The organism is Streptomyces mutabilis (genome assembly GCF_014649815.1).
Classification (GTDB): Bacteria; Actinomycetota; Actinomycetes; order Streptomycetales; family Streptomycetaceae; genus Streptomyces; species Streptomyces mutabilis.
The window spans coordinates 127070-153407 of the sequence record NZ_BMTT01000014.1 but is presented as its reverse complement, the minus strand read 5'-3'; the positions used below and the strand labels follow the sequence as shown (position 1 = coordinate 153407).

Genomic DNA, 26338 nt, shown 5'->3' with positions numbered 1-26338 from the left:
GATCTTGGGCTGTGGGAGGATGCCGTCCATGACTGGCATCCGAAGGGGCCGTGCCTCGTAGAACACCAGCTTCGATTCGGCCGCGGGAACGCGGCTGGGGTAGACCCTGGGTGCGGTATCGCGATGTCCCAGGTCTGTCGGGAGCGGCGAATGCCGCTATCCGTGTGCTCGAACGGGAGCGATTGTCTCCGGGCATCGTGGCGGTGGCGCTAAGCGTGTGGTCCGTGCGCGTCCACGGCACGAGGCGCCGGTGGAGGCAATGGGAGGCGGAGTTCACCTGCCCCTGCTGCGGCGAGGGTTGGGCCCGGGACAAGCTGCAAGACGCTCTGTTCATGCTTCCGCCAAGGGCCGCCGGCGAACTCCGGGTGCAGGTCGAGTGCCTGGACGCGGTACTCCTCGGGCGAACGCATCACGAGCCGACGGAAGACCCGGAGCTGGCGTGGTGGCACCGCAGATGCTGACCGTACCCATGACACCCACTGGTTCGTTGGCTCTTGCGTGACGGGTCGGGGGGATCTGACAGAGGCGGAGTGGCGACGTCTGGAGCCGCTCCTTCCCACGGGCAACAACCGCTGCGGGCGATGGCGCGATCACCGCCAAGTGATCAACGGCATCCTGCACCGGGTGCGGACCGGGGTGCAGTGGCGTGACCTGCCTGAACGCTACGGGCCATGGAAGACCGTCTACGAGCGCCATCGGCGCTGGTCGGCCGACGGAACCTGGGAACGGCTGCTCCAGCAGGCGCAGGCCCAGGTCGATGCCGCCGGTGGGATCGACTGGGCCGTCTCGGTTGATTCCACCTCAATCCGTGCCCACCAGCATGCGGCCGGCGCGCGGAAAGCTCCGCCGCCCGCCGCGTCAAAAGGGGCGGCCGCGATGGCACACCAGAGCGGAAGACCGTGGGTGAGGCTGCGCGCCCGCCTGGCGGAGGTGGTGCAGGAGGCGAGGCGCTCGGTCGTTCCCGAGGAGGCTTCACCACCAAGATTCACCTGAGTGCCGACGGGCGTTGCCGCGTGCTCTCACTGTTGCTGACGGCAGGCCAGCGGGCGGACTGCACGCAGTTCGAGCCAGTCATGGAACGCATTCGGGTGCCTCGACTCGGGCCAGGCCGCCCGCGCACCACACCAGACAGCGTGAGCGCCGATAAGGCATACAGCAATCGCCGGACCCGCCGCTACCTGCGGCGACGCGGCATCCGCCACGTCATCCCCGAGAAGAGCGACCAGGCCGTGAACCGCGTACGCCGGGGCCGGGCAGGGGGTCGCCCACCCGGCTTCGACAAGGAGCGGTACAAGAAGCGCAACACCGTGGAACGGGCGATCAACAAGCTCAAGAACTACCGAGCTGTGTCCACGAGGTACGACAAGCGCGCATACGTCTACCTGGGCACCATAACCGTCGCAGCAACCATCATCTGGCTCCGGACATGATCGGCGGGACAGAACCTAGCACCCCGGGACCCCGCGACGGGACCTACGCGTTGTACAGGTCGGCCTTGCCCGGTGTCGGATCCTGCACGGCCGTACTCAGGAACGCCGACCGCGTCCCGAACTTCTCCGTGTCCACGCCGTTCTCCTCCAGCACCCGGATCGCCGCCGAGTGCACCACCCGCAGCACCGGCGCCGCCGCCCGCAGCGCGTCGTCGGCCATGAAGCGGTGCCGCCACGGCTGGTCCGCCCACGCGTGCCGCAGCCCGAACGGCTCCGGCAACGCGATCGTGCCGCCCAGCCAGTTCAGCAGCGGGGGATACCAGGTGAGCGGCGCGCGGACGGCGAGCCGTACCACCTCGTTGGCGGTGACCAGCGGGAGCATCACCTTGCGGGTCTCCCACGGCTTGAACGACTTGGCGACCTCCTTGGAGGGCGCCTCCGGCTTGGTGGTGAACAGCGGGTTCACCGGGCCGAGAGCGTGTCCGGTGACCTCGATGCGCAGCGTCTCGTGCAGCACGGTCACCGTGATCAGCATGGTGATCACCAACTGGCCGTCCCACAGCGTCCACTGGACGCCCAGGTAGTGCCGGTCGCCGGCGCCGAACTGCTGCTTGTTGCAGATGTCCTGTATCGCGTGCGACTTGACCTGGTACGCCTCTACGTCGGTGCCCTCCGGACGGGACACCGCCTTTGCGTTCTCCCCGATCGGGGTGACGATCCAGTGCCGTATGGAGGGCTTGGTGAAGCCGCCGGTGTTGAGCGGGCCGCGCTCCAGCATGCGCAACTGGTCGTGGATGGACCTCACCACGTCCCAGCTGCGGAAGGGGTGGATTTCCCGGGTCGGGTCCGCGGGCACGAGGTTCTCGGCGAGCTGCCAGCTGCCCCAGCGGGTGCCCATCCCGAGTATGCCCTTGGGACCGGCGTAGAAGACGGAGTTGGACTGCTGCTCGGCGCCGAGCTTGGCCAGGGACTGGCGCAGTTGCTCGGCCGCGGTCTCACCCGGGTTGGTGGGCACCGCCTCCGGGACCTTGGCGCCCACGCCGCTGCCCGACAGCAGGCCGTCCCAGCGCTCCCGCAGGTCCTTCGCCGTGCTCTCGCAGATCCGCTTGGCCCAGAACCAGCCGACGACCGGCATCACCACCGCCGCACGCGCGTACCAGGCCCAGAAGCCGGAGAAGGGCATCTTGACGAGGAACAGCACGGCCAGCGCGGCGATCGCCACCAGCACCGCGGTGCCCAGCGCGCCGGCTTGCTTGTTCTCCGCCTTGGCGACGGTGGTGCGGATCTGGAAGCCGAGCAGCCAGATCAGCATGCCCGGCAGGAACAGCAGTCCGCAGACCACGCTGATCATGGTCAGCCGGTTGTCGCGTGCCTTGCGGATGCCGTTGGCCGCGAGGCAGTGCTCGACGACGACCTGCGGCTCGGCGCCGAAGGACTGGATGAGGGGTTTGCGGCCGCTGCCCAGCATGCGGTCGGCCACCGCGCGGGAGAACGCCTCGCCGAGGTTGGGCCGGAAGATCGTGGCCCAGGACCGGCCCGCGTTGACGGTCGTCTGGTGCCACTCGTTGTCGGCCTTCTTGATCTCCTCCACCGGGTTGTCCCGGTAGGCGGCCGAGGCCAGCGCGAACGTGGCCGTCTGCCCTCCGTCGTCCGTACGCGGCACCTGCGGTCCGAAGAAGTCCGCGTAACCGCCGTCAACGGTCATTCCCGCCCCCGATCGCCACCACTGTCGCTCCTGCGGCCTTCCCGACTTCCCTGCCCCGCACACCTGTTGATCAGGTCATCAGCGTATCCGCAGCAACCGACGTGCGTCACCGGACGGCCAAAGGCGCCCCCCGCGCGCGCGGGTCGGCCCCGGGACGCGCCCTCGTGCGCCGGGGGAGCGCGTCCGCTGCGGGAGCCGACGCCGGACTCCCGCGCCGACTCCCGCCGTTCCCCCGGTGCGCTACGACGCGGCCCGCAGCTCCTCCCGCAGGCGCTCCGCGACCTGCTGCGGCATCGGTTCGTGCCGGGCGTAGCGGCGGTCGAAGCGTGCGGTGCCGTGCGAGAGGGAGCGCAGGTCCACCGCGTACCGGCCGATCTCCATCTCGGGTACCTCGGCCCGGATCACGGTCCGCCCGCCGCTGGTCTGCTCGGTGCCGAGCACCTTGCCGCGCCGGCCGGACAGGTCGCTCATCACCGCACCCACGTAGTCGTCGCCGACCAGGACGCTCACCTCGGCGACCGGCTCCAGCAGGTGGATCTTGGCCTCGGCGGCGGCCTCCCGCAGCGCCAGCGCGCCGGCCGTCTGGAAGGCGGCGTCGGAGGAGTCCACGGAGTGCGCCCTGCCGTCGAGCAGCGTCACGCGCACGTCGATCAGCGGATGGCCCGCGGCGACGCCCTTGGCGGCCTGTGCGCGCACCCCCTTCTCGACGGACGGGATGAACTGCCGGGGCACCGCGCCGCCGACCACCTTGTCCACGAACTCGATGCCCGAGCCGCCCGGCAGCGGCTCCACCTCGATCTCGCAGATGGCGTACTGCCCGTGCCCGCCGGACTGCTTGACGTGCCGTCCGCGCCCGGCCGCCCTGGTCCCGAACGTCTCCCGCAGCGGGACCCGGTGGGGCACGACGTCGACCTGGACGCCGTAGCGGCTGCGCAGCCGTTCGAGGGCCACGTCGGCGTGGGCCTCGCCCAGGCACCACAGGACCACCTGGTGCGTGTCCTGGTTCTGCTCCAGGCGCATCGTCGGGTCCTCCGCGACCAACCGCGCCAGGCCCTGGGAGAGCTTGTCCTCGTCAGGCTTGCTGTGCGCCTGGATGGCGAGCGGCAGCAGGGGGTCGGGCATCTCCCACGGGGCCATCAGGAGCGGGTCGTCCTTGGACGACAGCGTGTCCCCGGTCTCCGCGCGGCTCAGCTTGGCCACGCACGCCAGGTCGCCCGCGATCACGTGCGACACCGGCCGCTGCTGCTTGCCGAAGGGGGTCGACAGGGCACCGATGCGCTCGTCGACGTCGTGGTCCTCGTGGCCGCGGTCGGCCAGTCCGTGCCCGGAGACGTGCACCGTCTGGTCGGCGCGCAGGGTGCCGGAGAACACGCGGACCAGCGAGATCCGGCCGACGTAGGGGTCCGAGGACGTCTTGACGACCTCCGCGACCAGTGACTCGCCGGGGTCGCACATCCGCAGCTCGCGCGGCACACCGTCGGTAGTGGTGACCCGCGGCGCCTCGCGCTCCAGGGGCGTCGGGAAGCCACGCGTGATCAACTCCAGCAGTTCGACCGTGCCGAGCCCCTGCCGGGCCCCCTCGGCCGCGGGGGCGGCCGCCAGGACGGGGAAGAACACCCCGCGCGCCACGGCCCGCTCCAGGTCCTCGATCAGTGACTTGACGTCGACCTGCTCGCCGCCGAGATAGCGCTCCATGAGGGTCTCGTCCTCGCTCTGCGAGATGATCCCCTCGATCAGCATGGAGCGCGCCTCGTCGAGCTGCGGCAGCTGGTCCTCGCCCGGTTCGGACTCCACGCGCTCGCCCGAGGCGTAGTCGAACAGCTTCCGCGACAGCAGCCCCACGAGCCCCGTCACGGGCGCGTGCCCGTCGGGCGCCTGCGGGCCGTGCAGCGGCAGGTACAGCGGCAGCACGGCGTCGGGGTCGTCCCCGCCGAAGGCCTCCGCGCAGATCCGCGTCGTCTCCTCGAAGTCCGCGCGGGCGGCCTCCAGGTGTGTGATCACGATGGCGCGGGGCACGCCGACGGCGGCGCACTCCTCCCACACCATGCGGGTCGAGCCGTCCACGCCGTCGGAGGCCGAGACGACGAAGAGGGCCGCGTCCGCCGCGCGCAGACCGGCCCTCAGCTCGCCGACGAAGTCGGCGTACCCGGGGGTGTCCAGGAGGTTGACCTTGATGCCGTCCCATCCGACCGGCACCAGGGAGAGCTGTACGGAGCGCTGCTGCCGGCGCTCCATCTCGTCGTAGTCCGAGACGCAGCCTCCGTCCTCCACGCGGCCCGCCCGGTTCAGTGCCCCCGCCGTCAACGCGAGAGCCTCCACCAGAGTCGTCTTGCCCGATCCGGAGTGGCCGACCAGCACCACATTCCGTACGGACGTGGGATGGTCGGCCGCCGACGCCCTTCCGGCGGCTCCGGGGTGGGTGTGTGCCTTGTCGCCCATGTCCTTGCCTCCCGTGCACGGTGAGGTCACTGTGGGCGCGGACGCGCGGGACCGCGTGCACTGGCGGCTCCGGCGACGCCCGCGGTTCTTCGAGCTTTCCACTCCCGTCACGCCGCGTCCATACGAACGACGGGCCCCCTGCCGCCCACCGGTCGCCCACCGGAGGCTACGGGTGCCCGTCCGCCGCCCACACGCGCGCGTGACTACGATGGGCCAGCCGGTGGCCAGCAGGGGCCGCGCGGCCACACCGACCGTCGGGAAGGCCATGCTGAACAAGTACGCGCGTGCATTTTTTACGCGTGTCCTCACACCGCTCGCCGCGTTTCTCATCCGCCGGGGCGTCAGCCCGGACACGGTCACGCTGATCGGCACCGCGGGTGTGGTCGCGGGAGCGCTGGTCTTCTACCCCATGGGCGAGTTCTTCTGGGGCACGGTCGTGATCACGCTCTTCGTCTTCTCCGACCTCGTCGACGGCAACATGGCCCGCCAGCTGGGCCGCTCCAGCCGCTGGGGCGCGTTCCTGGACTCCACGCTGGACCGGGTCGCCGACGGTGCGATCTTCGGCGGTTTCGCCCTCTGGTACGCGGGCGCCGGTGACGACAACATCCTGTGCGCCGTGTCGATCTTCTGCCTGGCCAGTGGTCAGGTGGTGTCGTACACCAAGGCGCGCGGCGAGTCGATCGGGCTGCCCGTCGCGGTCAACGGCCTGGTCGAGCGCGCCGAGCGCCTGGTCGTCTCGCTGGTCGCCGCCGGTCTCGCGGGCCTGCACGAGTTCGGCGTGCCCGGCATCCAGTACCTGCTGCCGGTCGCCCTGTGGATCGTCGCCGTCGGCAGTCTGGTCACGCTTGTGCAGCGCGTCGTCACGGTCCGCCGCGAGGCCGCCGAGGCGGACGCCGCCGCGCAGGAGAACCACGGCACCGAGGCGGCGAAGTGAGCGCTCGGGAGCGGCTGACCGACGCCCTGTACGCGGCCGGCTGGGGCACGGTGAAGAAGCTCCCCGAGCCGGTCGCGGCGCGCCTCGGCCGCACCGTCGCGGACGTCGCCTGGAAGCGGCGCGGCACGGGCGTGCGGCGGCTGGAGAGCAACTACGCGCGGGTGGTGCCCGGCGCGAGCCCCGAGCGGCTCGCCGCGCTCTCCCGCGCGGGCATGCGGTCCTACCTGCGCTACTGGATGGAGTCCTTCCGCCTCCCCGCGTGGAGCTCGGAGCGCGTCGGGGAGGGCTTCGCCCCCAAGGACCTGCACCACCTCACCGACGGCATGGACGCGGGCCAGGGTGTCGTCCTCGCCCTCCCGCACCTGGCCAACTGGGACCTGGCCGGCGCCTGGGTCACCACCCAGCTCGGCATCCCCTTCACGACGGTCGCCGAGCGCCTCGAGCCGGAAACCCTCTACGACCGCTTCGTCGCCTACCGCGAAGGGCTCGGCATGGAGGTCCTGCCGCACAGCGGCGGCTCGGCGTTCGGCACGCTGGCCCGGCGGCTGCGCGAGGGCGGTCTCGTGTGCCTGGTGGCCGACCGCGACCTGTCCGCCTCCGGCGTGGAGGTCGACTTCTTCGGCGAGACGGCCCGCATGCCCGCCGGCCCCGCCCTCCTCGCCCAGCAGACCGGCGCCCGGCTGCTGCCGGCGACGCTCTGGTACGACGACTCGCCCGTGATGCGGGGCCGGGTGCACCCGCCGGTCGAGGTCCCCGAGTCAGGCACCCGGGCCGAAAGGACGTCTGCCATGACACAGGCCCTGGCCGACGCCTTCGCCACGGGAATCGCCGACCACCCGGAGGACTGGCACATGCTGCAGCGCTTGTGGCTCAAGGACCTCGACCCGGCCAAGGCTCCCGGGAACCGCGAGCGGGGCGCCTCGTGAGGATCGGCATCGTCTGCCCGTATTCCTGGGACGTACCCGGCGGCGTCCAGTTCCACATCCGGGACCTGGCCGAGTACTTCATCCGGCTCGGCCACGAGGTGTCCGTCCTCGCCCCCGCCGACGACGACACCCCGTTGCCCCCCTACGTCGTCTCGGCAGGCCGCGCGGTGCCGGTGCCGTACAACGGCTCGGTGGCCCGCCTGAACTTCGGTTTCCTCTCGGCGGCCCGGGTGCGCCGCTGGCTGCACGACGGTGCCTTCGACGTCATCCACATCCACGAACCGACCTCGCCCTCGCTCGGCCTGCTCACCTGCTGGGCGGCGCAGGGCCCGATCGTGGCCACCTTCCACACGTCCAATCCGCGCTCCCGCGCGATGATCGCCGCGTACTCGATCCTCCAGGCCGCCCTGGAGAAGATCAGCGCCCGGATCGCGGTGAGCGAGTACGCCCGCCGCACGCTCGTCGAGCACCTCGGCGGTGACGCGGTCGTCATCCCCAACGGCGTCGACGTCGGCTTCTTCGCCGACGCCGAGCCGAAGCCCGAGTGGCAGGGGGACACGATCGGCTTCATAGGGCGCATCGACGAGCCCCGCAAGGGCCTGCCGGTCCTGATGCGGGCCCTGCCGAAGATCCTCGCCGTCCGCCCGCAGGCCCGGCTGCTGGTCGCCGGGCGCGGTGACGAGAAGGAGGCGGTGGCGTCCCTGCCCGCCGAGCTGCGCTCCCGGGTGGAGTTCCTCGGCATGGTCAGCGACGAGGACAAGGCCCGCTTCCTGCGCAGCGTCGACCTGTACGTGGCCCCCAACACCGGCGGCGAGAGCTTCGGGATCGTCCTGGTCGAGGCCATGTCGGCAGGCGCTCCCGTGCTCGCCTCCGACCTCGACGCCTTCGCCCAGGTCCTCGACCGGGGGGCGGCCGGTGAACTGTTCCCCAACGAGGACGCCGACGCGCTGGCCGACGCGGCCGTACGGCTGCTGGCGGATCCGGATCGCCGGGCGGCGCTGCGGGACCGGGGCAGCGCACACGTACGGCGTTTCGACTGGTCCACGGTCGGCGCGGACATCCTCTCCGTCTACGAGACGGTGACGGCCGGCGCGGCGGCGGTGGCGACGGACGACCGGGCGACGGGCCTGAGGGCCCGCTTCGGGCTGGCGAGGGACTGAGCGCCGAGCCTCCGAAGGGGCATCGCAATTCTCGGCCCGCCCGGGGGTTGACTAGGGTTGCGGCCCGTGACCGCAACTCTCATCTGGATCCTGGCCGTCCTCGTGGCCGTCGGCCTCTACCTCAGCTGGACGGCCGGCCGCCTGGACCGCCTGCACGCCCGGATCGACGCCGCCCGCGCGGCACTCGACGCGCAACTGCTGCGCAGGGCGTCCGTGGCCCAGGAACTGGCCACCTCGGGCGTCCTCGACCCGGCCGCTTCCATGGTGCTGTACGAAGCCGCGCACGCCGCCCGGCAGGCGGAGGACGAACAGCGTGAGGTCGCCGAGAGCGAGCTGAGCCAGGCGCTGCGGGCGGTGTTCGCCGAGCCGCAGCAGGTGGACGCCCTGCGCGAGGCCCCCGGGGGAGACGAGGCGGCCCACGAGCTGGCCGAGGCCGTGCGCCGGGTACCGATGGCCCGGCGGTTCCACAACGACGCGGTGGGGGCCGCGCGCAGGCTGCGCGAGCACCGCAAGGTCCGCTGGTTCCGCCTCGCCGGGCACGCCCCCTTCCCGCTCGCCTTCGAGATGGACGACGAGTCGCCGGCCGCGCTGGTCGAGCGGGCCGCGTAGCGCACGGCGGGCCGAAGCACCGGTCCCGGACCGGAAAACGATCCACCGGCTTCCCATTGGCCCTTGCTGTGGCCTGGTCCCCTCACGTTTTCTCGTTGCTGCACAGACCCCCTTCCCCTCAGCGAGGTACCCGTGTCCAGCACGCTCTCCGAAAACCAGGCCCCCGAGACCGGCACCGCCCGCGTGAAGCGCGGCATGGCCGAGCAGCTCAAGGGTGGCGTGATCATGGACGTCGTCACGCCCGAGCAGGCGAAGATCGCCGAGGACGCGGGCGCCGTCGCCGTCATGGCCTTGGAGCGTGTCCCCGCCGACATCCGCAAGGACGGCGGCGTGGCCCGCATGTCCGACCCGGACATGATCGAGGGCATCATCGGCGCCGTCTCCATCCCGGTGATGGCCAAGTCCCGCATCGGCCACTTCGTCGAGGCCCAGGTGCTGCAGTCCCTCGGCGTCGACTACATCGACGAGTCCGAGGTCCTCACCCCGGCCGACGAGGTCAACCACTCCGACAAGTGGGCCTTCACCACCCCGTTCGTCTGCGGCGCCACCAACCTGGGCGAGGCCCTGCGCCGCATCGCCGAGGGCGCCGCGATGATCCGTTCCAAGGGCGAGGCCGGCACCGGCAACGTCGTCGAGGCCGTCCGCCACCTTCGCCAGATCAAGAACGAGATCGCCCGCCTGCGCGGCTACGACAACAACGAGCTGTACGCCGCCGCCAAGGAACTGCGCGCCCCGTACGAGCTGGTCAGGGAGGTCTCCGAGCTGGGCAAGCTGCCGGTGGTCCTCTTCTCCGCCGGCGGCGTCGCCACCCCGGCCGACGCCGCCCTGATGCGCCAGCTCGGCGCCGAGGGCGTCTTCGTCGGCTCCGGCATCTTCAAGTCCGGCGACCCCGCCAAGCGCGCCGCCGCCATCGTGAAGGCGACCACCTTCTACGACGACCCGAAGATCGTCGCCGACGCCTCCCGCAACCTCGGCGAGGCCATGGTCGGCATCAACTGCGACACCCTGCCCGAGACCGAGCGCTACGCCAACCGCGGCTGGTAAGGCACCGATCCCATGAGTGACACCCCCGTCATCGGCGTCCTGGCCCTCCAGGGCGACGTCAGGGAGCACCTCGTCGCCCTGGCCGCGGCCGACGCCGTGGCCAGGCCGGTGAGGCGCCCCGAAGAACTCGCCGAGGTCGACGGCCTGGTCATCCCCGGCGGCGAGTCCACCACCATCTCCAAACTGGCCGTCCTCTTCGGTGTGATGGAGCCCCTCCGCGCGCGCGTTCGGAACGGCATGCCCGTGTACGGCACCTGCGCCGGCATGATCATGCTGGCCGACAAGATCCTCGACCCGCGCTCCGGGCAGGAGACGGTCGGCGGCATCGACATGATCGTGCGCCGCAACGCCTTCGGACGGCAGAACGAGTCCTTCGAGGCGGCCGTCGACGTCAAGGGCGTGGAGGGCGTCCCCGTGGAGGGCGTCTTCATCCGCGCCCCCTGGGTCGAGTCCGTCGGCGCCGCCGCCGAGGTGCTCGCCGAGCACGACGGCCACATCGTCGCCGTCCGCCAGGGCAACGCGCTGGCCACGTCGTTCCACCCGGAGCTGACCGGCGACCACCGCGTGCACCGCCTCTTCGCCGACATGGTGCGCGCGAACGGGGCCGCGGAGTCCTTGTAGGATTCCTCCGTTCGTACAAAGACGGGTTACGCGAAGGAGACAGGCAGATGTCCGGCCACTCTAAATGGGCCACGACGAAGCACAAGAAGGCCGTCATCGATGCCAAGCGCGGCAAGCTCTTCGCGAAGCTGATCAAGAACATCGAGGTCGCGGCCCGCATGGGCGGTGCCGACATCGACGGCAACCCGACGCTGTACGACGCCATCCAGAAGGCGAAGAAGCAGTCGGTCCCGAACAAGAACATCGACTCCGCGGTCAAGCGCGGCGCCGGCCTGGAGGCCGGTGGCGCCGACTACGAGACGATCATGTACGAGGGCTACGGCCCGAACGGCGTCGCGGTGCTCATCGAGTGCCTCACCGACAACCGCAACCGCGCCGCCTCCGACGTCCGCGTCGCCATGACCCGCAACGGCGGCTCCATGGCCGACCCCGGCTCGGTGTCGTACCTGTTCAACCGCAAGGGCGTCGTGATCGTGCCCAAGGGCGAGCTGGGCGAGGACGACGTTCTCGGCGCCGTCCTCGACGCGGGCGCCGAGGAGGTCAACGACCTCGGCGAGTCCTTCGAGGTGCTCAGCGAGGCCACCGACCTGGTCGCCGTCCGCACGGCCCTGCAGGACGCCGGCATCGACTACGAGTCCGCCGACGCCAACTTCGTTCCGACCATGCAGGTCGAGCTGGACGAGGAGGGTGCCCGGAAGATCTTCAAGCTGATCGACGCCCTGGAGGACAGCGACGACGTGCAGAACGTCTTCGCCAACTTCGACGTGAGCGACGAGATCATGGAGAAGGTCGACGCGTAACGCGTCCACTGGCTCAGCGGGCCGACGGGACACAACCCGTCGGCCCGCCGCTTTGTCAGTGCCACCCGATAGCCTGCACAAACAGGTGATCGACGAGAGGGGGCCGGGTGCGCGTACTGGGGGTGGACCCCGGGCTGACCCGCTGCGGCGTCGGGGTCGTCGAGGGAGTCGCGGGCAGACCGCTGACCATGGTCGGCGTGGGCGTCGTCCGCACGCCGGCGGACGCCGACCTCGGCCACCGTCTCGTCGCCGTCGAGCAGGGCATCGACCAGTGGCTCGACGAGCATCAACCGCAGTACGTCGCCGTGGAGCGCGTCTTCAGCCAGCACAACGTCCGCACGGTCATGGGCACCGCCCAGGCCAGCGCCGTGGCCATCCTGTGCGCCTCCCGCCGCGGCATCCCCGTCGCCCTGCACACCCCGAGCGAGGTCAAGGCCGCCGTCACCGGCAGCGGCCGCGCGGACAAGGCGCAGGTCGGCGCCATGGTCACCCGCCTGCTGCGGCTCGCCTCGCCCCCCAAGCCCGCCGACGCGGCGGACGCCCTCGCCCTCGCGATCTGCCACATCTGGCGCGCCCCCGCGCAGAACCGGCTCCAGCAGGCCGTGACCCGGCACGCGTCCCGGGCTCCCCGCACCCAGCACGCCTCGAAAGGCCGTACGACATGATCGCCTTCGTCAGCGGCACCGTCGCCGCCCTCGCCCCCGACACCGCGGTGGTCGAGGTCGGCGGCGTCGGCATGGCCGTCCAGTGCACGCCGAACACGCTCTCCACACTCCGCCTCGGCAAGCCCGCCAAGCTCGCCACCTCCCTCGTCGTGCGCGAGGACTCGCTCACCCTGTACGGCTTCGCCGACGACGACGAGCGCCAGGTCTTCGAGCTCCTGCAGACCGCCAGCGGCGTGGGCCCCCGCCTGGCCCAGGCGATGCTGGCCGTGCACAGTCCGGACGCCCTGCGCAGGGCGGTGTCGACCGGTGACGAGAAGGCGCTGACCGCCGTCCCCGGCATCGGCAAGAAGGGCGCCCAGAAGCTGCTGCTCGAACTGAAGGACCGCCTCGGCGAACCGGTCGGCGCCCCCGCCGTGGGCGCCCCGGTCAGCACCGGCTGGCGCGACCAGCTGCACGCCGCCCTGATCGGCCTCGGGTACGCGACCCGCGAGGCGGACGAGGCCGTCACCGCTGTGACGCCCCAGGCGGAGGCCGCCGGGGGCACACCCCAGGTGGGACAGCTGCTGAAGGCGGCCCTCCAGACGCTCAACCGCGCCCGATAGCCGGCTAGGAGACTCACACCGTGAACTGGGACGACGACACGACCGGCACCGAAGCCGCCGACCGGCTGGTGGGCCCGGCCGCCGACGGTGAGGACCAGGCCGTCGAGGCCGCCCTGCGCCCCAAGGACCTGGGCGAGTTCATCGGCCAGGAGAAGGTCCGCGAGCAGCTGGACCTCGTCCTGCGTGCCGCCCGCGCGCGCGGGGCGACCGCCGACCACGTCCTGCTCTCGGGAGCCCCGGGCCTCGGCAAGACCACCCTCTCGATGATCATCGCGGCCGAGATGGGCGCCCCCATCCGCATCACCTCCGGCCCCGCCATCCAGCACGCCGGCGACCTCGCGGCGATCCTCTCTTCCCTCCAGGAGGGCGAGGTGCTCTTCCTCGACGAGATCCACCGCATGTCGCGGCCCGCCGAGGAGATGCTCTACATGGCGATGGAGGACTTCCGCGTCGACGTCATCGTCGGCAAGGGGCCCGGCGCCACCGCCATCCCCCTCGAACTGCCCCCCTTCACCCTCGTCGGCGCCACCACGCGCGCCGGGCTGCTGCCGCCCCCGCTGCGCGACCGCTTCGGCTTCACCGCGCACATGGAGTTCTACGGCCCGGCGGAACTGGAACGCGTCGTCCATCGTTCCGCCGGCCTGCTCGACGTCGAGATCGACCCGGCCGGCGCCGCCGAGATCGCCGGCCGCTCCCGCGGCACCCCCCGTATCGCCAACCGTCTGCTGCGCCGGGTCCGCGACTACGCGCAGGTCAAGGCCGACGGCCTGATCACCCAGGAGATCGCCGCCGCCGCACTCGCCGTCTACGAGGTGGACGCCCGGGGCCTGGACCGGCTGGACCGGGGCGTGCTGGAGGCGCTGCTCAAGCTGTTCGGCGGCGGCCCGGTCGGCCTGTCCACGCTCGCCGTCGCCGTGGGGGAGGAGCGTGAGACAGTGGAAGAGGTCGCCGAACCGTTCCTCGTACGGGAGGGCCTGCTGGCCCGCACGCCGCGCGGACGGGTGGCGACCCCGGCAGCATGGGCGCATCTCGGCCTCACCCCGCCGCGTGCGCAGGGTTCCGGAAACGGACAACAGGACTTGTTCGGGGCGTGACGGCACCGTCACGAAGAGGACATTCGCCGGAGCAGGAACCCCGGTGCCATGCTGAGCGTTGTTCCATGCGCGCGGACTCGCTTAGACTCCGCCGATGCCGCCCTTGTCGGCGGCGCACACACCCCCAACCATCAGGCCGCTCACCATCTGCGGTCGTGTGAAGGAAGTACCGACCCGTGAGTCTCGTGACCCTCCTCCCGTTCATCGTGCTCATCGGGGCCATGTTCCTGATGACCCGGTCGGCGAAGAAGAAGCAGCAGCAGGCCGTCGACATGCGGAACCAGATGCAGCCCGGTTCCGGCGTCCGCACCATCGGGGGCATGTACGCCACGGTCAAGGAGGTCAACGACGACACGGTCCTCCTTGACGCCGGCCCGGGTGTGGAACTGCTCTTCGCCAAGAACTCCATCGGTGCCGTCCTGACGGACGACGAGTACAACCGCATCGTCCACGGCATCGAGCACGACCTGAAGTCCGACTCCGACATGGTCCCGGACGATGCCTCCTCCCTCACCGGGACCGACGCCTCCGCCGACGACGCTGACGCCTCCGGCGACAAGTCCGTCGACCTCGGCAAGAAGGACGCCGACGACACGCCGGCCGACGAGCCGACGGCCGACGCCACGTCCGCCGAGGCCAAGACGGACGAGCAGGCGAAGAAGTCCGACGGCGGTTCCGAGGCGAAGTAAGCCGTGCTCCGGGGTGTGCGGACCGTTCCCGCGCACCCCGTGCGACGCGCGGCTCGCACGGATTCCAACACCATGTGATGGCCGCCGGTGACGCCTCCCCGGCGCGACGCGGCCCGAGAGGGAGTACGCAAAGGTGGTAGCACCTAAAAAGGGGAAGAATGCGAGCGCTCAGAGTAAGCCCGGGCGCTCGCTGGCCCTGATTCTGATCGCCATCGTGGCGCTCACCGGAGGCATGTTCGCCTCCGGACACACGACTCCGCGTCTCGGTATCGATCTGGCCGGCGGCACGAGCATCACGCTCCGCGCGGTTCCGGAGGCGGGCCAGGAGTCCGCGATCAACAAGACCAACATGGACACGGCCGTCGAGATCATGGAGCGCCGCGTCAACGGTCTGGGTGTTTCCGAAGCCGAGGTCCAGACCCAGGGCGACCGGAACATCATCGTCAACATCCCCAAGGGGACGAACTCGAAGGAAGCCCGGGAGCAGGTCGGCACCACCGCGAAGCTCTACTTCCGCCCGGTCGTAGCCACGGAGCTGTCCGGAGCCGGCGCGACCGGCAGCCCCTCGCCGAGCGCCACCGGCAACGCCTCCGGCGAGCCGACGGACAAGGCGACGGACGGCGCGGCCGACAAGGACAAGGCCACCGACGGCGACAAGGCGAGCGGCTCCCCGTCCGACTCCGCCTCGGCGAGCGCGACCACCCAGGGCCGCGCCGCCAGCGACGCCCTCAAGGCCGACCCGAGCCCCTCCGGCACGGCGTCCGACGGCGCCTCCCCGTCCCCGAGCGCCAGCGCCTCCGGTGACGACGCGACCGCCAAGCTGCAGGAGCAGTACGCCGCCCTGGACTGCACCGACGAAGCGGCCCGCACCAAGGCCGGCGCCGGTTCCAAGCCCGGCGACTCGATGATCGCCTGCGGCCAGAACGCGCAGGGCCAGTGGCAGAAGTACATCCTCGGCCCCGCCGCGGTCGACGGCACGGACGTCGACCAGTCCGAGGCCGTCTTCAACACCCAGACCGCCGCCGGCTGGACCGTGACGATGAAGTTCACGGACGACGGTGCCAAGAAGTTCGCCGATATCACCGGCAAGCTGGCCCAGAACCAGTCTCCGCAGAACCAGTTCGCCATCGTCCTGGACAACGAGGTCGTCTCCGACCCCTACGTCAGCCAGGCACTCACCGGCGGCAGCGCGGAGATCTCCGGCAACTTCGACCAGGAAGAGGCCCAAGGCCTCGCCAACATGCTGTCCTACGGTGCCCTGCCGCTGACCTTCAAGGAGGACAGCGTCACCACCGTCACCGCCGCGCTCGGCGGTGAGCAGCTTGAGGCCGGTCTGATCGCCGGCGCGATCGGCCTCGCCCTGGTCGTCATCTACCTGCTGGTCTACTACCGCGGGCTGTCGTTCATCGCCGTCGCCTCGCTGCTGGTCTCCGCGGGTCTCACGTACGTGATCATGTCGCTGCTCGGCCCGACCATCGGCTTCGCGCTGAACCTGCCGGCCGTGTGCGGTGCCATCGTCGCGATCGGCATCACGGCGGACTCGTTCATCGTGTACTTCGAACGCGTCCGCGACGAGATCCGGGAGGGCCGCACGCTGCGCCCCGCCGTCGAGCGGGCCTGGCCGCGCGCCCGGCGCACCATCCTGGTCTCCGACTTCGTGTCCTTCCTCGCCGCCGCGGTGCTCTTCGTGGTCACCGTCGGCAAGGTGCAGGGCTTCGCGTTCACGCTCGGCCTGACCACCCTGCTCGACGTGGTGGTGGTGTTCCTCTTCACCAAGCCGCTGCTGACGCTGATGGCCCGCCGCAAGTTCTTCGCGAGCGGTCACAAGTGGTCCGGCCTCGACCCGAAGAGCCTGGGCGCCAAGCCGCCGCTGCGCCGCACCCGCCGTCCCGCGCGCCCCGTCGCCGGCCCCGTCGACCCGAAGGAGGCGTGAGATGGGAAAGCTCGGCAACCTCGGCGCCCGACTGCACCACGGCGAGATCGGCTACGACTTCGTCAAGAACCGCAAGCTCTGGTACGGCATCTCGATCCTGATCACCATCACGGCCATCGTCGGCCTGGCGGTGCGCGGCCTGCACATGGGCATCGAGTTCCAGGGCGGCGCGGTCTTCACCACTCCGAAGAACATGAGCGCCTCGGTCTCCCAGGCCGAGACGTACGCGGAGGAGGCGTCGGGCCACGACGCGATCGTCCAGAAGCTCGGTGACGGCAGCCTCCGCATCCAGATCTCGGGCACCGACACCGCGGCCTCGGACCAGATCAAGGAAGAACTCTCCAAGGACCTCGACGTCCCGGCCGAGAAGATCAACGCGGATCTGGTCGGCCCCAGCTGGGGCGACCAGATCGCGAACAAGGCGTGGCAGGGCCTCGGGATCTTCATGGTCCTTGTGGTCATCTACCTGGCCATCGCCTTCGAGTGGCGCATGGCGCTGGCCGCGTTCGTCGCGTTGGTCCACGACATCACCATCACCGTCGGCGTCTACGCCCTCGTCGGCTTCGAGGTCACGCCCGGCACGGTGATCGGTCTGCTCACGATCCTCGGTTACTCGCTCTACGACACGGTCGTGGTCTTCGACAGTCTCAAGGAACAGACGAGGGACATCACCAAACAGACCCGCTGGACGTACGGCGAGATCGCCAACCGCTCGATCAACAGCACCCTGGTCCGCTCCGTCAACACCACGGTGGTCGCGCTGCTGCCGGTGGGCGGCCTGCTGTTCATCGGTGGCGGTGTCCTCGGCGCCGGCATGCTCAACGACATCTCCCTGTCGCTGTTCGTGGGCCTCGCGGCCGGCGCGTACTCGTCGATCTTCATCGCCACGCCGCTCGTCGCCGACCTCAAGGAGGCCGAGCCGCAGATGAAGTCCCTCAAGAAGCGCGTCCTCGCCAAGCGCGCCCAGGCCGCCGCCAAGGGCGAGCCGGTGGAGTCCGACGCCGACTTGCGGTACGCCGACGACGAGGCCGACGAGCCCGACGACGCGGCCCCCGCGGTCGTCGGTCCGCGCAGCCAGCCCGCGTCCCGCACCCGCGGTCGCGGCCGACCCTCGGGGAAGCGCCGATGACCGAGACGACCGACATCACGGAGCTGCTGCTCAGCCGCATCCGGGACGTGGCCGACTACCCGGAACCGGGTGTGATGTTCAAGGACATCACCCCGCTCCTGGCGGACCCGGCGGCCTTCGCCGCGCTCACCGACGCGCTCGCCGAGGTGGCGCGGGACACCGGTGCGACCAAGGTCGTGGGCCTGGAGGCCCGCGGGTTCATCCTGGGCGCTCCGGTGGCCCTGCGGGCCGGCCTCGGCTTCATCCCCGTACGCAAGGCCGGCAAGCTCCCCGGGGCCACCCTCAGCCAGTCGTACGACCTGGAGTACGGCTCCGCCGAGATCGAGGTGCACGCCGAGGACCTGAGTGCCGGGGACCGGGTGCTGGTCGTCGACGACGTCCTCGCCACCGGCGGCACCGCCGAGGCCTCGCTGGAGCTCATCCGCCGGGCCGGCGCCGAGGTCGCGGGCCTCGCCGTCCTGATGGAGTTGGGCTTCCTCGGCGGCCGGGCCCGGCTGGAGCCCGCCCTGGCCGGGGCGCCGCTGAAGGCGCTGCTCACCGTCTGAGCGTCACGTACGCACACCTGGGGCGGGCCCGGAGGAATCCGGCGCCCGCCCCTGGCGTTTCACGGGTTGACGGCCCTCACATCGGCCTGAAGGCGGTCCTCGGGTGCAGGATCGCTACCATGGGGACTCCGGAGCCTGACCGGGGGACCCGGATCGCGCACGAGGAGTCCTCTTGCCAGACGAGGCCCAGCCACTGACCGCCGCAAAGCCCGAGTCCGCCTCGGCGCCCGCGGCGAAGCCCGCGCCGAGTGCGCCCCAGGCGAAGAACGACACCCGCGGGCCGATCCAGCACGCCCCGTCCGCGCCCGTCGACAAGCCGGCCGAGCAGCAGCCCCGTCCCAAGCCCATGCCGCCCGAGCGTGAGCGCAACGCGCCCGTGGTCCGCACCCCCGCCGGGCAGCCCGCCCGCTCCGGCTCCTCCAACCGCGTACGCGCCCGCCTCGCCCGCCTCGGGGTGCAGCGCGCCAACCCGTACAACCCGGTCCTGGAGCCGCTGCTGCGGATAGTGCGCAGCAACGACCCCAAGATCGAGACGGCGACCCTGCGCCAGATCGAGCGCGCCTACCAGGTCGCCGAACGCTGGCACCGCGGCCAGAAGCGCAAGAGCGGCGACCCGTACATCACGCACCCGCTCGCCGTCACCACCATCCTCGCCGAGTTGGGCATGGACCCGGCCACCCTGATGGCGGGCCTGCTGCACGACACCGTCGAGGACACCGAGTACGGCCTGGAGGACCTGCGCCGCGACTTCGGTGACGTGGTCACGCTCCTCGTCGACGGCGTCACCAAACTCGACAAGGTCAAGTTCGGCGAGGCCGCGCAGGCCGAGACCGTCCGCAAGATGGTCGTCGCCATGGCGAAGGACCCGCGCGTCCTGGTCATCAAGCTCGCCGACCGCCTGCACAACATGCGCACCATGCGCTATCTCAAGCGCGAGAAGCAGGAGAAGAAGGCCCGCGAGACCCTTGAGATCTACGCGCCGCTGGCCCACCGCCTGGGCATGAACACCATCAAGTGGGAACTGGAGGACCTCGCCTTCGCGATCCTCTACCCCAAGATGTACGACGAGATCGTCCGCCTGGTCGCCGAGCGCGCCCCCAAGCGCGACGAGTACCTCGCGATCGTCACCGACGAGGTCCAGCAGGACCTGCGCGCGGCCCGCATCAAGGCGACCGTCACCGGCCGCCCCAAGCACTACTACAGCGTCTACCAGAAGATGATCGTCCGCGGCCGTGACTTCGCGGAGATCTACGACCTGGTGGGCATCCGCGTCCTGGTGGACACCGTTCGCGACTGCTACGCGGCGCTCGGTACGGTCCACGCCCGCTGGAACCCGGTTCCCGGGCGGTTCAAGGACTACATCGCGATGCCGAAGTTCAACATGTACCAGTCGCTGCACACGACGGTCATCGGACCCAACGGCAAGCCGGTCGAGCTGCAGATCCGCACCTTCGACATGCACCGCCGCGCGGAGTACGGCATCGCCGCGCACTGGAAGTACAAGCAGGAGGCCGTCGCCGGCGCCTCCAAGGTCCGCTCCGACGCGCCCAAGTCGTCCGGCAGGGGCAAGGACGACCACCTCAACGACATGGCGTGGCTGCGCCAGCTCCTCGACTGGCAGAAGGAGACCGAGGACCCCGGCGAGTTCCTCGAGTCCCTGCGCTTCGACCTCTCCCGCAACGAGGTCTTCGTCTTCACGCCCAAGGGCGACGTCATAGCGCTCCCGGCCGGGGCCACGCCCGTGGACTTCGCCTACGCGGTACACACCGAGGTCGGCCACCGGACCATAGGGGCACGGGTCAACGGGCGCCTGGTCCCACTGGAGTCCACCCTGGACAACGGCGACCTGGTGGAGGTCTTCACCTCCAAGGCGGCCGGCGCGGGCCCGTCCCGCGACTGGCTGGGCTTCGTCAAGTCGCCGCGCGCCCGTAACAAGATCCGCGCCTGGTTCTCGAAGGAACGCCGTGACGAGGCGATCGAGCAGGGCAAGGACTCCATCGTCCGCGCCATGCGCAAGCAGAACCTGCCGATCCAGCGGATCCTGACCGGCGACTCCCTGGTCACCCTCGCGCACGAGATGCGCTACTCGGACATCTCCGCGCTGTACGCGGCGATCGGCGAGGGCCACGTCTCCGCGCAGAACATCGTGCAGAAGCTGGTCCAGGCGCTCGGCGGCGAGGAGGCGGCCACCGAGGAGATCGACGAGTCGGTCCCGCCCGCCCGTGGTCGCGGCCGCAAACGCCGCACCAGTGCCGACCCGGGTGTCGTCGTCAAGGGCGTCGAGGACGTGTGGGTCAAGCTGGCCCGCTGCTGCACACCCGTCCCCGGCGACCCGATCATCGGCTTCGTCACCCGGGGCAGCGGCGTGTCCGTCCACCGCAGCGACTGCGTGAACGTGGACTCGCTCTCCCGTGAACCCGAGCGCATCCTCGAGGTCGAGTGGGCTCCCACCCAGTCCTCCGTGTTCCTGGTCGCCATCCAGGTGGAGGCCCTGGACCGCTCCCGGCTCCTCTCGGACGTCACCCGCGTACTGTCCGACCAGCACGTCAACATCCTCTCCGCGGCCGTCCAGACCTCCCGGGACCGCGTCGCCACCTCCCGCTTCACCTTCGAGATGGGCGACCCCAAGCACTTGGGCCACGTCCTGAAGGCCGTACGCGGTGTCGAGGGCGTGTACGACGTGTACCGCGTTACGTCGGCGCGCAGACCGTCGTAGCGCGGTCCAAGGGAGACGGGGGAGCAGATGGAGGAGCACGTCGAACAGTCCGGCTTAGCCGACCCGTCGGCCGAGCCTCCCGCGCTCGTCGCGGGACGCTACCGCCCGGTGCGGCTACTGGGGCGTGGCGGCATGGGAGTCGTCTACGAGGCGGAGGACACTCGGCTCGGCCGCCGCGTGGCGGTGAAGATGCTGACCGCCGTCGAGGGGCTGACCGCGCAGGACGCGGCCTGGGAGAGGTTCCAGCGGGAGGCCCGCGCGCTCGCGCGGATCGAGCACCCCGGTGTCGTCACGCTGTACGACAACGGCGTGCACGACGGCACTCCGTACCTCGTGATGCAGGTGCTCGACGGCACCAGTCTGGCCGAGCTGGTCCTGCACTCGGGACCGCTGCCGGTACCGGCAGCCTGCACCGTGGCCCTGGGGATCGCGGAAGCCCTGGAGGCCGGCCACCACAAGGGCGTGGTCCACCGCGACGTCAAGCCGTCCAACGTGGGGACCACACGCGGCGGCCGGGTCGTGCTGCAGGACTTCGGACTGGCCCGGCTGGCGGGCGAGGCGGCGATCACCCGCACCGGCGCACTGATCGGCACCCCGCAGTTCATGGCGCCGGAGGCGATGCGGGGCGTCCTGCCCGGACCGGCGGCGGACTGGTACGGCCTCGGGGCCTGCGTCTTCCTCATGCTGACCGGTGAGCTGCCCTTCGGGCAGACCGCCGACGTCGGGGCCATCATGGAGCGGGCCCTCGGCGACGGCATCCGGCCGCTGACCGGCACCGGCGGCCTCCCCCAGCCGCTGGCCGGGCTCGTCGACGAGCTGTGCCGGCAGGACCCGGAGCGGCGTCTCGGCGACCCCCGCGTGGTGCGCGACATCCTCGTCCCCCTGACGTACGGCGGTACCCAGATGCTCGCCGACCTGGTGAAGCGGCACGTCCGGGACGAAGCCGTGGACGCCGTGCACGAGGCGGCCGGGCCGGCCGCCGGGGCGCCGGACGAAGCCGAGGAGGAGGCGCCCGAGTACGTCTGGACGGAAGCCCACCTGCCCGAGCAGCGCCGTCACGACGTCCTGGACCCCGCCACGCTCAGCGACGCCACCCGGCGCATCGTCCTGGGCAGCATGACACCCCGGGCCGCGCTGTCCCGGCAGCGCGAGGCGGTCGGCCTGGTACTGCGCGGACAGTTGCGGGAGGCGGCACAGACGCTGTCGGTGGTCGTACCGGTCTGTCTGTCCAAGCTGGGCCCCGACCATCCCACCACCCTCACCAGCCAGTACTGGCAGGCGGTCTGCCTGGCCCGGCTGGGCGCCGGGGGAGAGGCACTGGACCTGCTCTCCCGCGTGAACCGACGTGTCAGCCCACGACTGGACGGGACGAACGGAGACGATGACCGACTTCCGCGTTGAGATCTCGGAACCGCCGGACGGCACGGACGCCGAGGACCACCTCCGGTCCCTGCTGAGCTGGCTGCGCGAGGACGGGACACCCACCCTCCGGGCCCGGGCCGCCAGCAGCGCGCCGGCCGCCCCCGGCAGCATGGGCACCGGCCTCGACATCCTCCAATTGGCCATCGGCAGCGGGCTGTCCGCGGGCTCCCTCGTCTTCTCCGTCCTACAGTGGCAGGCCTCCCGACGCCGGGCACCGGCCGTCACCCTGCGCCGCGGCGACGTGGAGGTCGTGCTCACGGCTCAGGCGGCGGGGGACGAGGAAACCGTCCGCGGCATCATCGACCTGCTCGACCGGCAGGTGCCGCCCGCGCCCGCACACAGCGAGGGAAGCGGAGGAGATGACAGGACTGCCTGACCCCACGCGCTCCCGGGCCGTCCTCGTGGGCACCGCCTCCTACCGGCACCTGCCCCAGTTGTCCGCGGTCGAGGCCAACGTGGTCGACCTGGCCGCCGAACTGTGCGACGCGACCGTCTGGGGACTTCCGGTACGGCACTGCACCGTCGTCACCGACCCGCTCACCACCCCGGCGATCCTGGACCCGGTGTACCAGGCCGCCGAGGAGGCCACCGACACCCTCCTGGTGTACTTCGCGGGGCACGGCATGCGGGACGCCGACTCGGCCGACCTGTACCTGGCCCTGGGCGACTCCCGCGAGCACCTCGGCTACACGGCCGTCGCCTACCAGCACCTGCGCGCCGCGCTGCGCACCGCCCGCGCCCGGCGCAAGATCGTCGTCCTCGACTGCTGCTTCAGCGGACGCGCCGCCCGCGCCCTGTCCGGCGGGGACCAGCTGGCCGCCCAGGCCGCGGTGGACGGGGCATACGTCCTGGCCGCCTCACCGCGGGACCGCATCGCGCTGGCGCCGGACGGCGAACGCTACACGGCGTTCACCGGCGAACTGCTCGGCGTCCTGCGGGACGGCGTCGAGGACGGCCCCGAACTGATCGACCTGGACACCCTCCACCGGGTCCTGGAGGAGCGCCTGCGCGCCAAGAACCGGCCGCTGCCGCAGCGCTCCCAGGAGAACGGCGTCGGACGCCTGCCCCTGGCCCGCAACAAGGCGAGGGCCGGCCGCCGCCGCGGCCCCGCCGGCCCGGTGCTGGCCGCCGACGTCCGCGCCGCACTGGTCGCCACCGGGCTCTCCCTGGCCAGGGTGTTGCGCGCCGAGGGCAACACCCGCGACGCGCTGCCCGTGCTGCGCCTGGCGCTGCAGGAGCAGCGGAGCGGCGACCGGCACGGCGACCTGGTCGAGGTACAGCTGGAGCTGTCGGAGCTGCTCGCCGAGACCGGGCAGGTGCGGGAGGCGATCGAGGTGCTGGAGCTCGCCTTCCAGCAGGTGCACAAGGTGTACGGACCCGAGGCCGTGCTGGTCTGCCGCCGCCTGGCCGACCTGCTGCAGGAGTCCGGCAATCACCTCCAGGCATGTGAGGTGCTCAAGCACGCCCTCGACATCAGCGAGCACGCCGGACGGCGCTGAAACAGTGCAGCGGCCCGGCGGTGACACGCACCGCCGGGCCGCTGCACACCCTGTGACCGAGGTCAGCCGCCGAACTCGTGCAGCCCCTTCAGCGCCTGGTCCAGCAGCGCCTGCCGGCCCTCCAGCTCACGCTCCAGCTTGTCGGCCTTCGCGTTGTTGCCCTGGGCACGGGCCTGCTCGATCTGGCCCTTGAGCTTGTCGACGGCCGCCTGGAGCTGACCGGTGAGACCCTCGGCACGCGCGCGTGCCTCCGGGTTCGTCCGGCGCCACTCGGCCTCCTCGGCTTCCTGGAGCGCCCGCTCCACGGCGTGCATCCGGCCCTCGACCTTGGGCCGGGCGTCGCGCGGCACGTGGCCGATGGCCTCCCAGCGCTCGTTCACCGAGCGGAACGCGGCGCGGGCCGCCTTCAGGTCGGTGACCGGCAGGAGCCTCTCGGCCTCCTCGGCCAGCTCCTCCTTGAGCTTGAGGTTCTCCGCCTGCTCGGCGTCCCGCTCGGCGAAGACCGAGCTGCGGGCCGCGAAGAACACGTCCTGGGCGCCGCGGAAGCGGTTCCACAGGTCGTCCTCGTGCTCGCGCTGGGCGCGGCCCGCGGCCTTCCACTCGGACATCAGGTCGCGGTAGCGCGCGGCCGTCGGTCCCCAGTCCGTCGAGTTCGACAGCGCCTCGGCCTCGGCGACCAGCCGTTCCTTGGTCCGGCGGGCCCCTTCGCGCTGGGCGTCCAGCTGGGCGAAGTGCTGCTTGCGCCGCTTGGAGAACGCCGACCGCGCGTGCGAGAAGCGGTGCCACAGCTCGTCGTCGGACTTGCGGTCCAGCCGCGGCAGACCCTTCCAGGTGTCCACCAGGGACCGCAGCCGCTCACCGGCCGACCGCCACTGGTCGGACTGTGCCAGCTCCTCGGCCTCGGCGACCAGCGCCTCCTTGGCGGCGCGTGCCTCGTCGGACTGCTTGGCCCGCTGGACCTTGCGCTCCTCGCGGCGCTTCTCCACCAGCGACACGAGCTTGTCCAACCGGGCCCGCAGGGCGTCCAGGTCGCCCACCGCGTGGTGCGCGTCGACCTGCTCCCGCAGGTGGTCGATGGCCGTCTGGGCGTCCTTCGCCGACAGGTCGGTGGTCTTCACGCGCTTCTCGAGGAGGCCGATCTCGACAACCAGGCCTTCGTACTTGCGCTCGAAATAGGCCAGCGCCTCCTCGGGGGAGCCCGCCTGCCAGGAACCGACGACCTTCTCGCCGTCGGCCGTACGCACGTACACGGTCCCCGTCTCGTCGACGCGGCCCCACGGGTCGCTGCTCACAGCGCCTCCTCCACATGATGCCTGCGGAGGGCTTCGCTACCCCCGGGCATCGTCCACAGTTTCGTCACGGCCAACATAGGCGACCGGCGGGGGGCCTGTCCGCATCCCGCACGACCGAAATCTCGCTGATGAGGGTCAGGATTTCGTGACGGTGGCCTTGTCGATCACGACCGTCGCGTTGGGCGCGGTGTTGCCGGTCGCGGGGTCCGCGGGCTGGGATCCCGCGGAAGCGATCTTCTTCAGCACCGTCATGCCCTCTTCCGAGACGGTGCCGAACGGGGTGTAGCTGGGCGGCAGCGGGCTGTTCTGGTACACGAGGAAGAACTGGCTGCCGCCGGAGTCCGGCTGGCCGGTGTTCGCCATCGCCACCGTGCCCGCCGGGTACATGTTGTCCTTCAGGCTCTCGTCCTTCAGGTTCTCGTCCGGGATGTTGTAGCCGGGGCCGCCGTTGCCCTGCGCCGTGGGGTCGCCGCACTGGAGCACGAAGATGCCCTCGGTGGTGAGCCGGTGGCACTTGGTGTGGTCGAAGTAGCCCTTCCCGGCCAGGAAGTCGAACGAGTTGACGGTGTGCGGCGCGGCATCCGCCTTCAGCGCGATGTCGATGTCGCCGCAGGTCGTCTCCAGCTTCATCGAGTACTTCGCCGACTCGTCGATGGTCATCGCAGGTTCCTTCTTCCAGGTCTGCGTCTTGACCTTGCCCTCGGCCGGCTTGTCGCACGGGTCCGGCGCCTTGCTGGAGGCCGAGGCGCTCGGCGTGACCTCCGCGCTCGCATTCGTCTTGCTGTCGTCGTCCCCCAGGACCACGCCGGTCGTGTACAGCGCGAGGCTGCCGATCAGGATCACGCCGAGCACCGACGCGATCGCAGCGTTGCGCATGCGCGCCTTGCGTCGCGCGGACGTGCGTCGCTGCTGCTGCCGCAAGAACTTCTCCCGGGCGAGCTGACGCCGCCGCTGCTCCTGGCTGACCACCGGGTTCTCTCCTCATGCGTCTTCGTGTGCCGACCGGTACGCGTGGGTGCGATGAGCCGACCGTGGGCGTGTAGCCCCGTACCGTATATGGGTTCGCTGAGGAATCGGCACCGCC

The 26338-nt window shown here is 71.0% G+C and carries 23 protein-coding genes; 19 read left to right on the top strand and 4 right to left on the bottom strand.

Translation table 11 applies throughout. The annotated features are described in order from the left end of the window. Positions 1–498: 498 nt before the first annotated feature. A protein-coding gene (locus tag IE142_RS25785) for an IS5 family transposase (RefSeq protein WP_440862273.1) occupies positions 499–1430 on the top strand; the annotation gives its coding sequence in 2 pieces (ribosomal slippage) (positions 499–934 and positions 934–1430; 933 coding nt in all). Between the two features lie 43 nt (positions 1431–1473). Here the strand turns inward: IE142_RS25785 and IE142_RS25780 are convergent. Beyond that, the gene (locus IE142_RS25780) at positions 1474–3135 is read right to left on the bottom strand and encodes an AbeC-like domain-containing protein (RefSeq protein ID WP_043375061.1); all 1662 of its coding nucleotides are present in this window, start codon (positions 3133–3135) and stop codon (positions 1474–1476) included. Positions 3136–3375: 240 nt separating this feature from the next. Continuing rightward, complete coding sequence (locus IE142_RS25775; protein ID WP_191887959.1) at positions 3376–5574, bottom strand: elongation factor G-like protein EF-G2; 2199 nt, start codon at positions 5572–5574, stop codon at positions 3376–3378. 208 nt (positions 5575–5782) lie between these two features. On the opposite strand from IE142_RS25775, the gene pgsA reads away from it, so the two are divergent. The 18 genes from pgsA (at position 5783) to IE142_RS25685 (ending at position 23962) form a co-directional block, all read left to right on the top strand. After that, complete coding sequence (gene pgsA / locus IE142_RS25770; RefSeq protein WP_191887979.1) at positions 5783–6508, top strand: phosphatidylinositol phosphate synthase; 726 nt, start codon at positions 5783–5785, stop codon at positions 6506–6508. Next, positions 6505–7434 carry a phosphatidylinositol mannoside acyltransferase gene (locus IE142_RS25765; RefSeq protein WP_191887958.1) on the top strand — a complete coding sequence of 310 codons (930 nt, stop codon included), beginning with the start codon at positions 6505–6507 and terminating at the stop codon, positions 7432–7434. Before pgsA ends, IE142_RS25765 begins: the two co-directional genes overlap by 4 nt. Beyond that, a complete protein-coding gene (locus tag IE142_RS25760; RefSeq protein ID WP_191887957.1) occupies positions 7431–8594 on the top strand; it encodes a glycosyltransferase family 4 protein in 1164 nt (387 codons plus the stop codon). The genes IE142_RS25765 and IE142_RS25760 overlap by 4 nt, the downstream gene beginning before the upstream one ends. A gap of 66 nt (positions 8595–8660) precedes the next feature. Continuing rightward, complete coding sequence (locus IE142_RS25755) at positions 8661–9203, top strand: LemA family protein (protein WP_100047119.1); 543 nt, start codon at positions 8661–8663, stop codon at positions 9201–9203. A gap of 132 nt (positions 9204–9335) precedes the next feature. Next, positions 9336–10247: a pyridoxal 5'-phosphate synthase lyase subunit PdxS gene (pdxS, locus tag IE142_RS25750; RefSeq protein ID WP_191887956.1), complete on the top strand. Its 912-nt coding sequence runs from the start codon at positions 9336–9338 to the stop codon at positions 10245–10247. 12 nt (positions 10248–10259) lie between these two features. After that, on the top strand, positions 10260–10868 hold the full coding sequence (pdxT, locus tag IE142_RS25745; protein ID WP_191887955.1) for a pyridoxal 5'-phosphate synthase glutaminase subunit PdxT: 609 nt from the start codon (positions 10260–10262) through the stop codon (positions 10866–10868). 47 nt (positions 10869–10915) lie between these two features. After that, the gene (locus IE142_RS25740; RefSeq protein WP_043375078.1) at positions 10916–11668 is read left to right on the top strand and encodes a YebC/PmpR family DNA-binding transcriptional regulator; all 753 of its coding nucleotides are present in this window, start codon (positions 10916–10918) and stop codon (positions 11666–11668) included. Positions 11669–11775: 107 nt separating this feature from the next. Continuing rightward, on the top strand, positions 11776–12333 hold the full coding sequence (ruvC, locus tag IE142_RS25735; RefSeq protein WP_191887954.1) for a crossover junction endodeoxyribonuclease RuvC: 558 nt from the start codon (positions 11776–11778) through the stop codon (positions 12331–12333). Then, the gene (gene ruvA / locus IE142_RS25730; RefSeq protein ID WP_100047115.1) at positions 12330–12935 is read left to right on the top strand and encodes a Holliday junction branch migration protein RuvA; all 606 of its coding nucleotides are present in this window, start codon (positions 12330–12332) and stop codon (positions 12933–12935) included. The genes ruvC and ruvA overlap by 4 nt, the downstream gene beginning before the upstream one ends. A gap of 20 nt (positions 12936–12955) precedes the next feature. Further along, the gene (gene ruvB / locus IE142_RS25725; protein ID WP_191887953.1) at positions 12956–14029 is read left to right on the top strand and encodes a Holliday junction branch migration DNA helicase RuvB; all 1074 of its coding nucleotides are present in this window, start codon (positions 12956–12958) and stop codon (positions 14027–14029) included. 176 nt (positions 14030–14205) lie between these two features. Continuing rightward, the gene (gene yajC, locus IE142_RS25720) at positions 14206–14718 is read left to right on the top strand and encodes a preprotein translocase subunit YajC (protein ID WP_191887952.1); all 513 of its coding nucleotides are present in this window, start codon (positions 14206–14208) and stop codon (positions 14716–14718) included. 133 nt (positions 14719–14851) lie between these two features. After that, positions 14852–16651, top strand: a complete 1800-nt coding sequence (secD, locus tag IE142_RS25715) for a protein translocase subunit SecD (RefSeq protein WP_191887951.1) — start codon at positions 14852–14854, stop codon at positions 16649–16651. Between the two features lies 1 nt (position 16652). Then, positions 16653–17780, top strand: coding sequence for a protein translocase subunit SecF (gene secF / locus IE142_RS25710; protein ID WP_191887950.1), 1128 nt, complete (start codon positions 16653–16655; stop codon positions 17778–17780). After that, positions 17777–18325, top strand: a complete 549-nt coding sequence (locus IE142_RS25705) for an adenine phosphoribosyltransferase (protein WP_100047573.1) — start codon at positions 17777–17779, stop codon at positions 18323–18325. The genes secF and IE142_RS25705 overlap by 4 nt, the downstream gene beginning before the upstream one ends. Positions 18326–18497: 172 nt before the next feature. After that, complete coding sequence (relA, locus tag IE142_RS25700; RefSeq protein WP_191887949.1) at positions 18498–21041, top strand: GTP pyrophosphokinase; 2544 nt, start codon at positions 18498–18500, stop codon at positions 21039–21041. A 27-nt stretch (positions 21042–21068) separates the two neighbouring features. Continuing rightward, positions 21069–22442 carry a serine/threonine-protein kinase gene (locus IE142_RS25695; protein WP_191887948.1) on the top strand — a complete coding sequence of 458 codons (1374 nt, stop codon included), beginning with the start codon at positions 21069–21071 and terminating at the stop codon, positions 22440–22442. After that, positions 22423–22839: an effector-associated constant component EACC1 gene (locus IE142_RS25690; protein WP_191887947.1), complete on the top strand. Its 417-nt coding sequence runs from the start codon at positions 22423–22425 to the stop codon at positions 22837–22839. The genes IE142_RS25695 and IE142_RS25690 overlap by 20 nt, the downstream gene beginning before the upstream one ends. Then, a complete protein-coding gene (locus tag IE142_RS25685) occupies positions 22823–23962 on the top strand; it encodes a caspase, EACC1-associated type (protein ID WP_078949023.1) in 1140 nt (379 codons plus the stop codon). The genes IE142_RS25690 and IE142_RS25685 overlap by 17 nt, the downstream gene beginning before the upstream one ends. A 62-nt stretch (positions 23963–24024) precedes the next feature. Here the strand turns inward: IE142_RS25685 and IE142_RS25680 are convergent, their stop codons facing one another. Next, positions 24025–25254 carry a DUF349 domain-containing protein gene (locus tag IE142_RS25680; protein WP_191887946.1) on the bottom strand — a complete coding sequence of 410 codons (1230 nt, stop codon included), beginning with the start codon at positions 25252–25254 and terminating at the stop codon, positions 24025–24027. Between the two features lie 135 nt (positions 25255–25389). Then, positions 25390–26223 (bottom strand): peptidylprolyl isomerase, encoded by an 834-nt coding sequence (locus tag IE142_RS25675; RefSeq protein ID WP_191887945.1) that lies wholly within the window; start codon positions 26221–26223, stop codon positions 25390–25392. Positions 26224–26338 lie beyond the last annotated feature (115 nt).

Excerpts from the sequence above, each read along its gene's own strand:
- IE142_RS25780 (WP_043375061.1), bottom strand. The coding sequence starts at position 3,135 with ATGACCGTTGACGGCGGTTACGCGGACTTCTTCGGACCGCAGGTGCCG.
- IE142_RS25775 (WP_191887959.1), bottom strand. The coding sequence starts at position 5,574 with ATGGGCGACAAGGCACACACCCACCCCGGAGCCGCCGGAAGGGCGTCG.
- pgsA (WP_191887979.1), top strand. The coding sequence starts at position 5,783 with ATGGGCCAGCCGGTGGCCAGCAGGGGCCGCGCGGCCACACCGACCGTC.
- pdxT (WP_191887955.1), top strand. The coding sequence starts at position 10,260 with ATGAGTGACACCCCCGTCATCGGCGTCCTGGCCCTCCAGGGCGACGTC.
- IE142_RS25740 (WP_043375078.1), top strand. The coding sequence starts at position 10,916 with ATGTCCGGCCACTCTAAATGGGCCACGACGAAGCACAAGAAGGCCGTC.
- ruvA (WP_100047115.1), top strand. The coding sequence starts at position 12,330 with ATGATCGCCTTCGTCAGCGGCACCGTCGCCGCCCTCGCCCCCGACACC.
- secF (WP_191887950.1), top strand. The coding sequence starts at position 16,653 with ATGGGAAAGCTCGGCAACCTCGGCGCCCGACTGCACCACGGCGAGATC.
- IE142_RS25705 (WP_100047573.1), top strand. The coding sequence starts at position 17,777 with ATGACCGAGACGACCGACATCACGGAGCTGCTGCTCAGCCGCATCCGG.
- IE142_RS25695 (WP_191887948.1), top strand. The coding sequence starts at position 21,069 with ATGGAGGAGCACGTCGAACAGTCCGGCTTAGCCGACCCGTCGGCCGAG.
- IE142_RS25690 (WP_191887947.1), top strand. The coding sequence starts at position 22,423 with ATGACCGACTTCCGCGTTGAGATCTCGGAACCGCCGGACGGCACGGAC.
- IE142_RS25685 (WP_078949023.1), top strand. The coding sequence starts at position 22,823 with ATGACAGGACTGCCTGACCCCACGCGCTCCCGGGCCGTCCTCGTGGGC.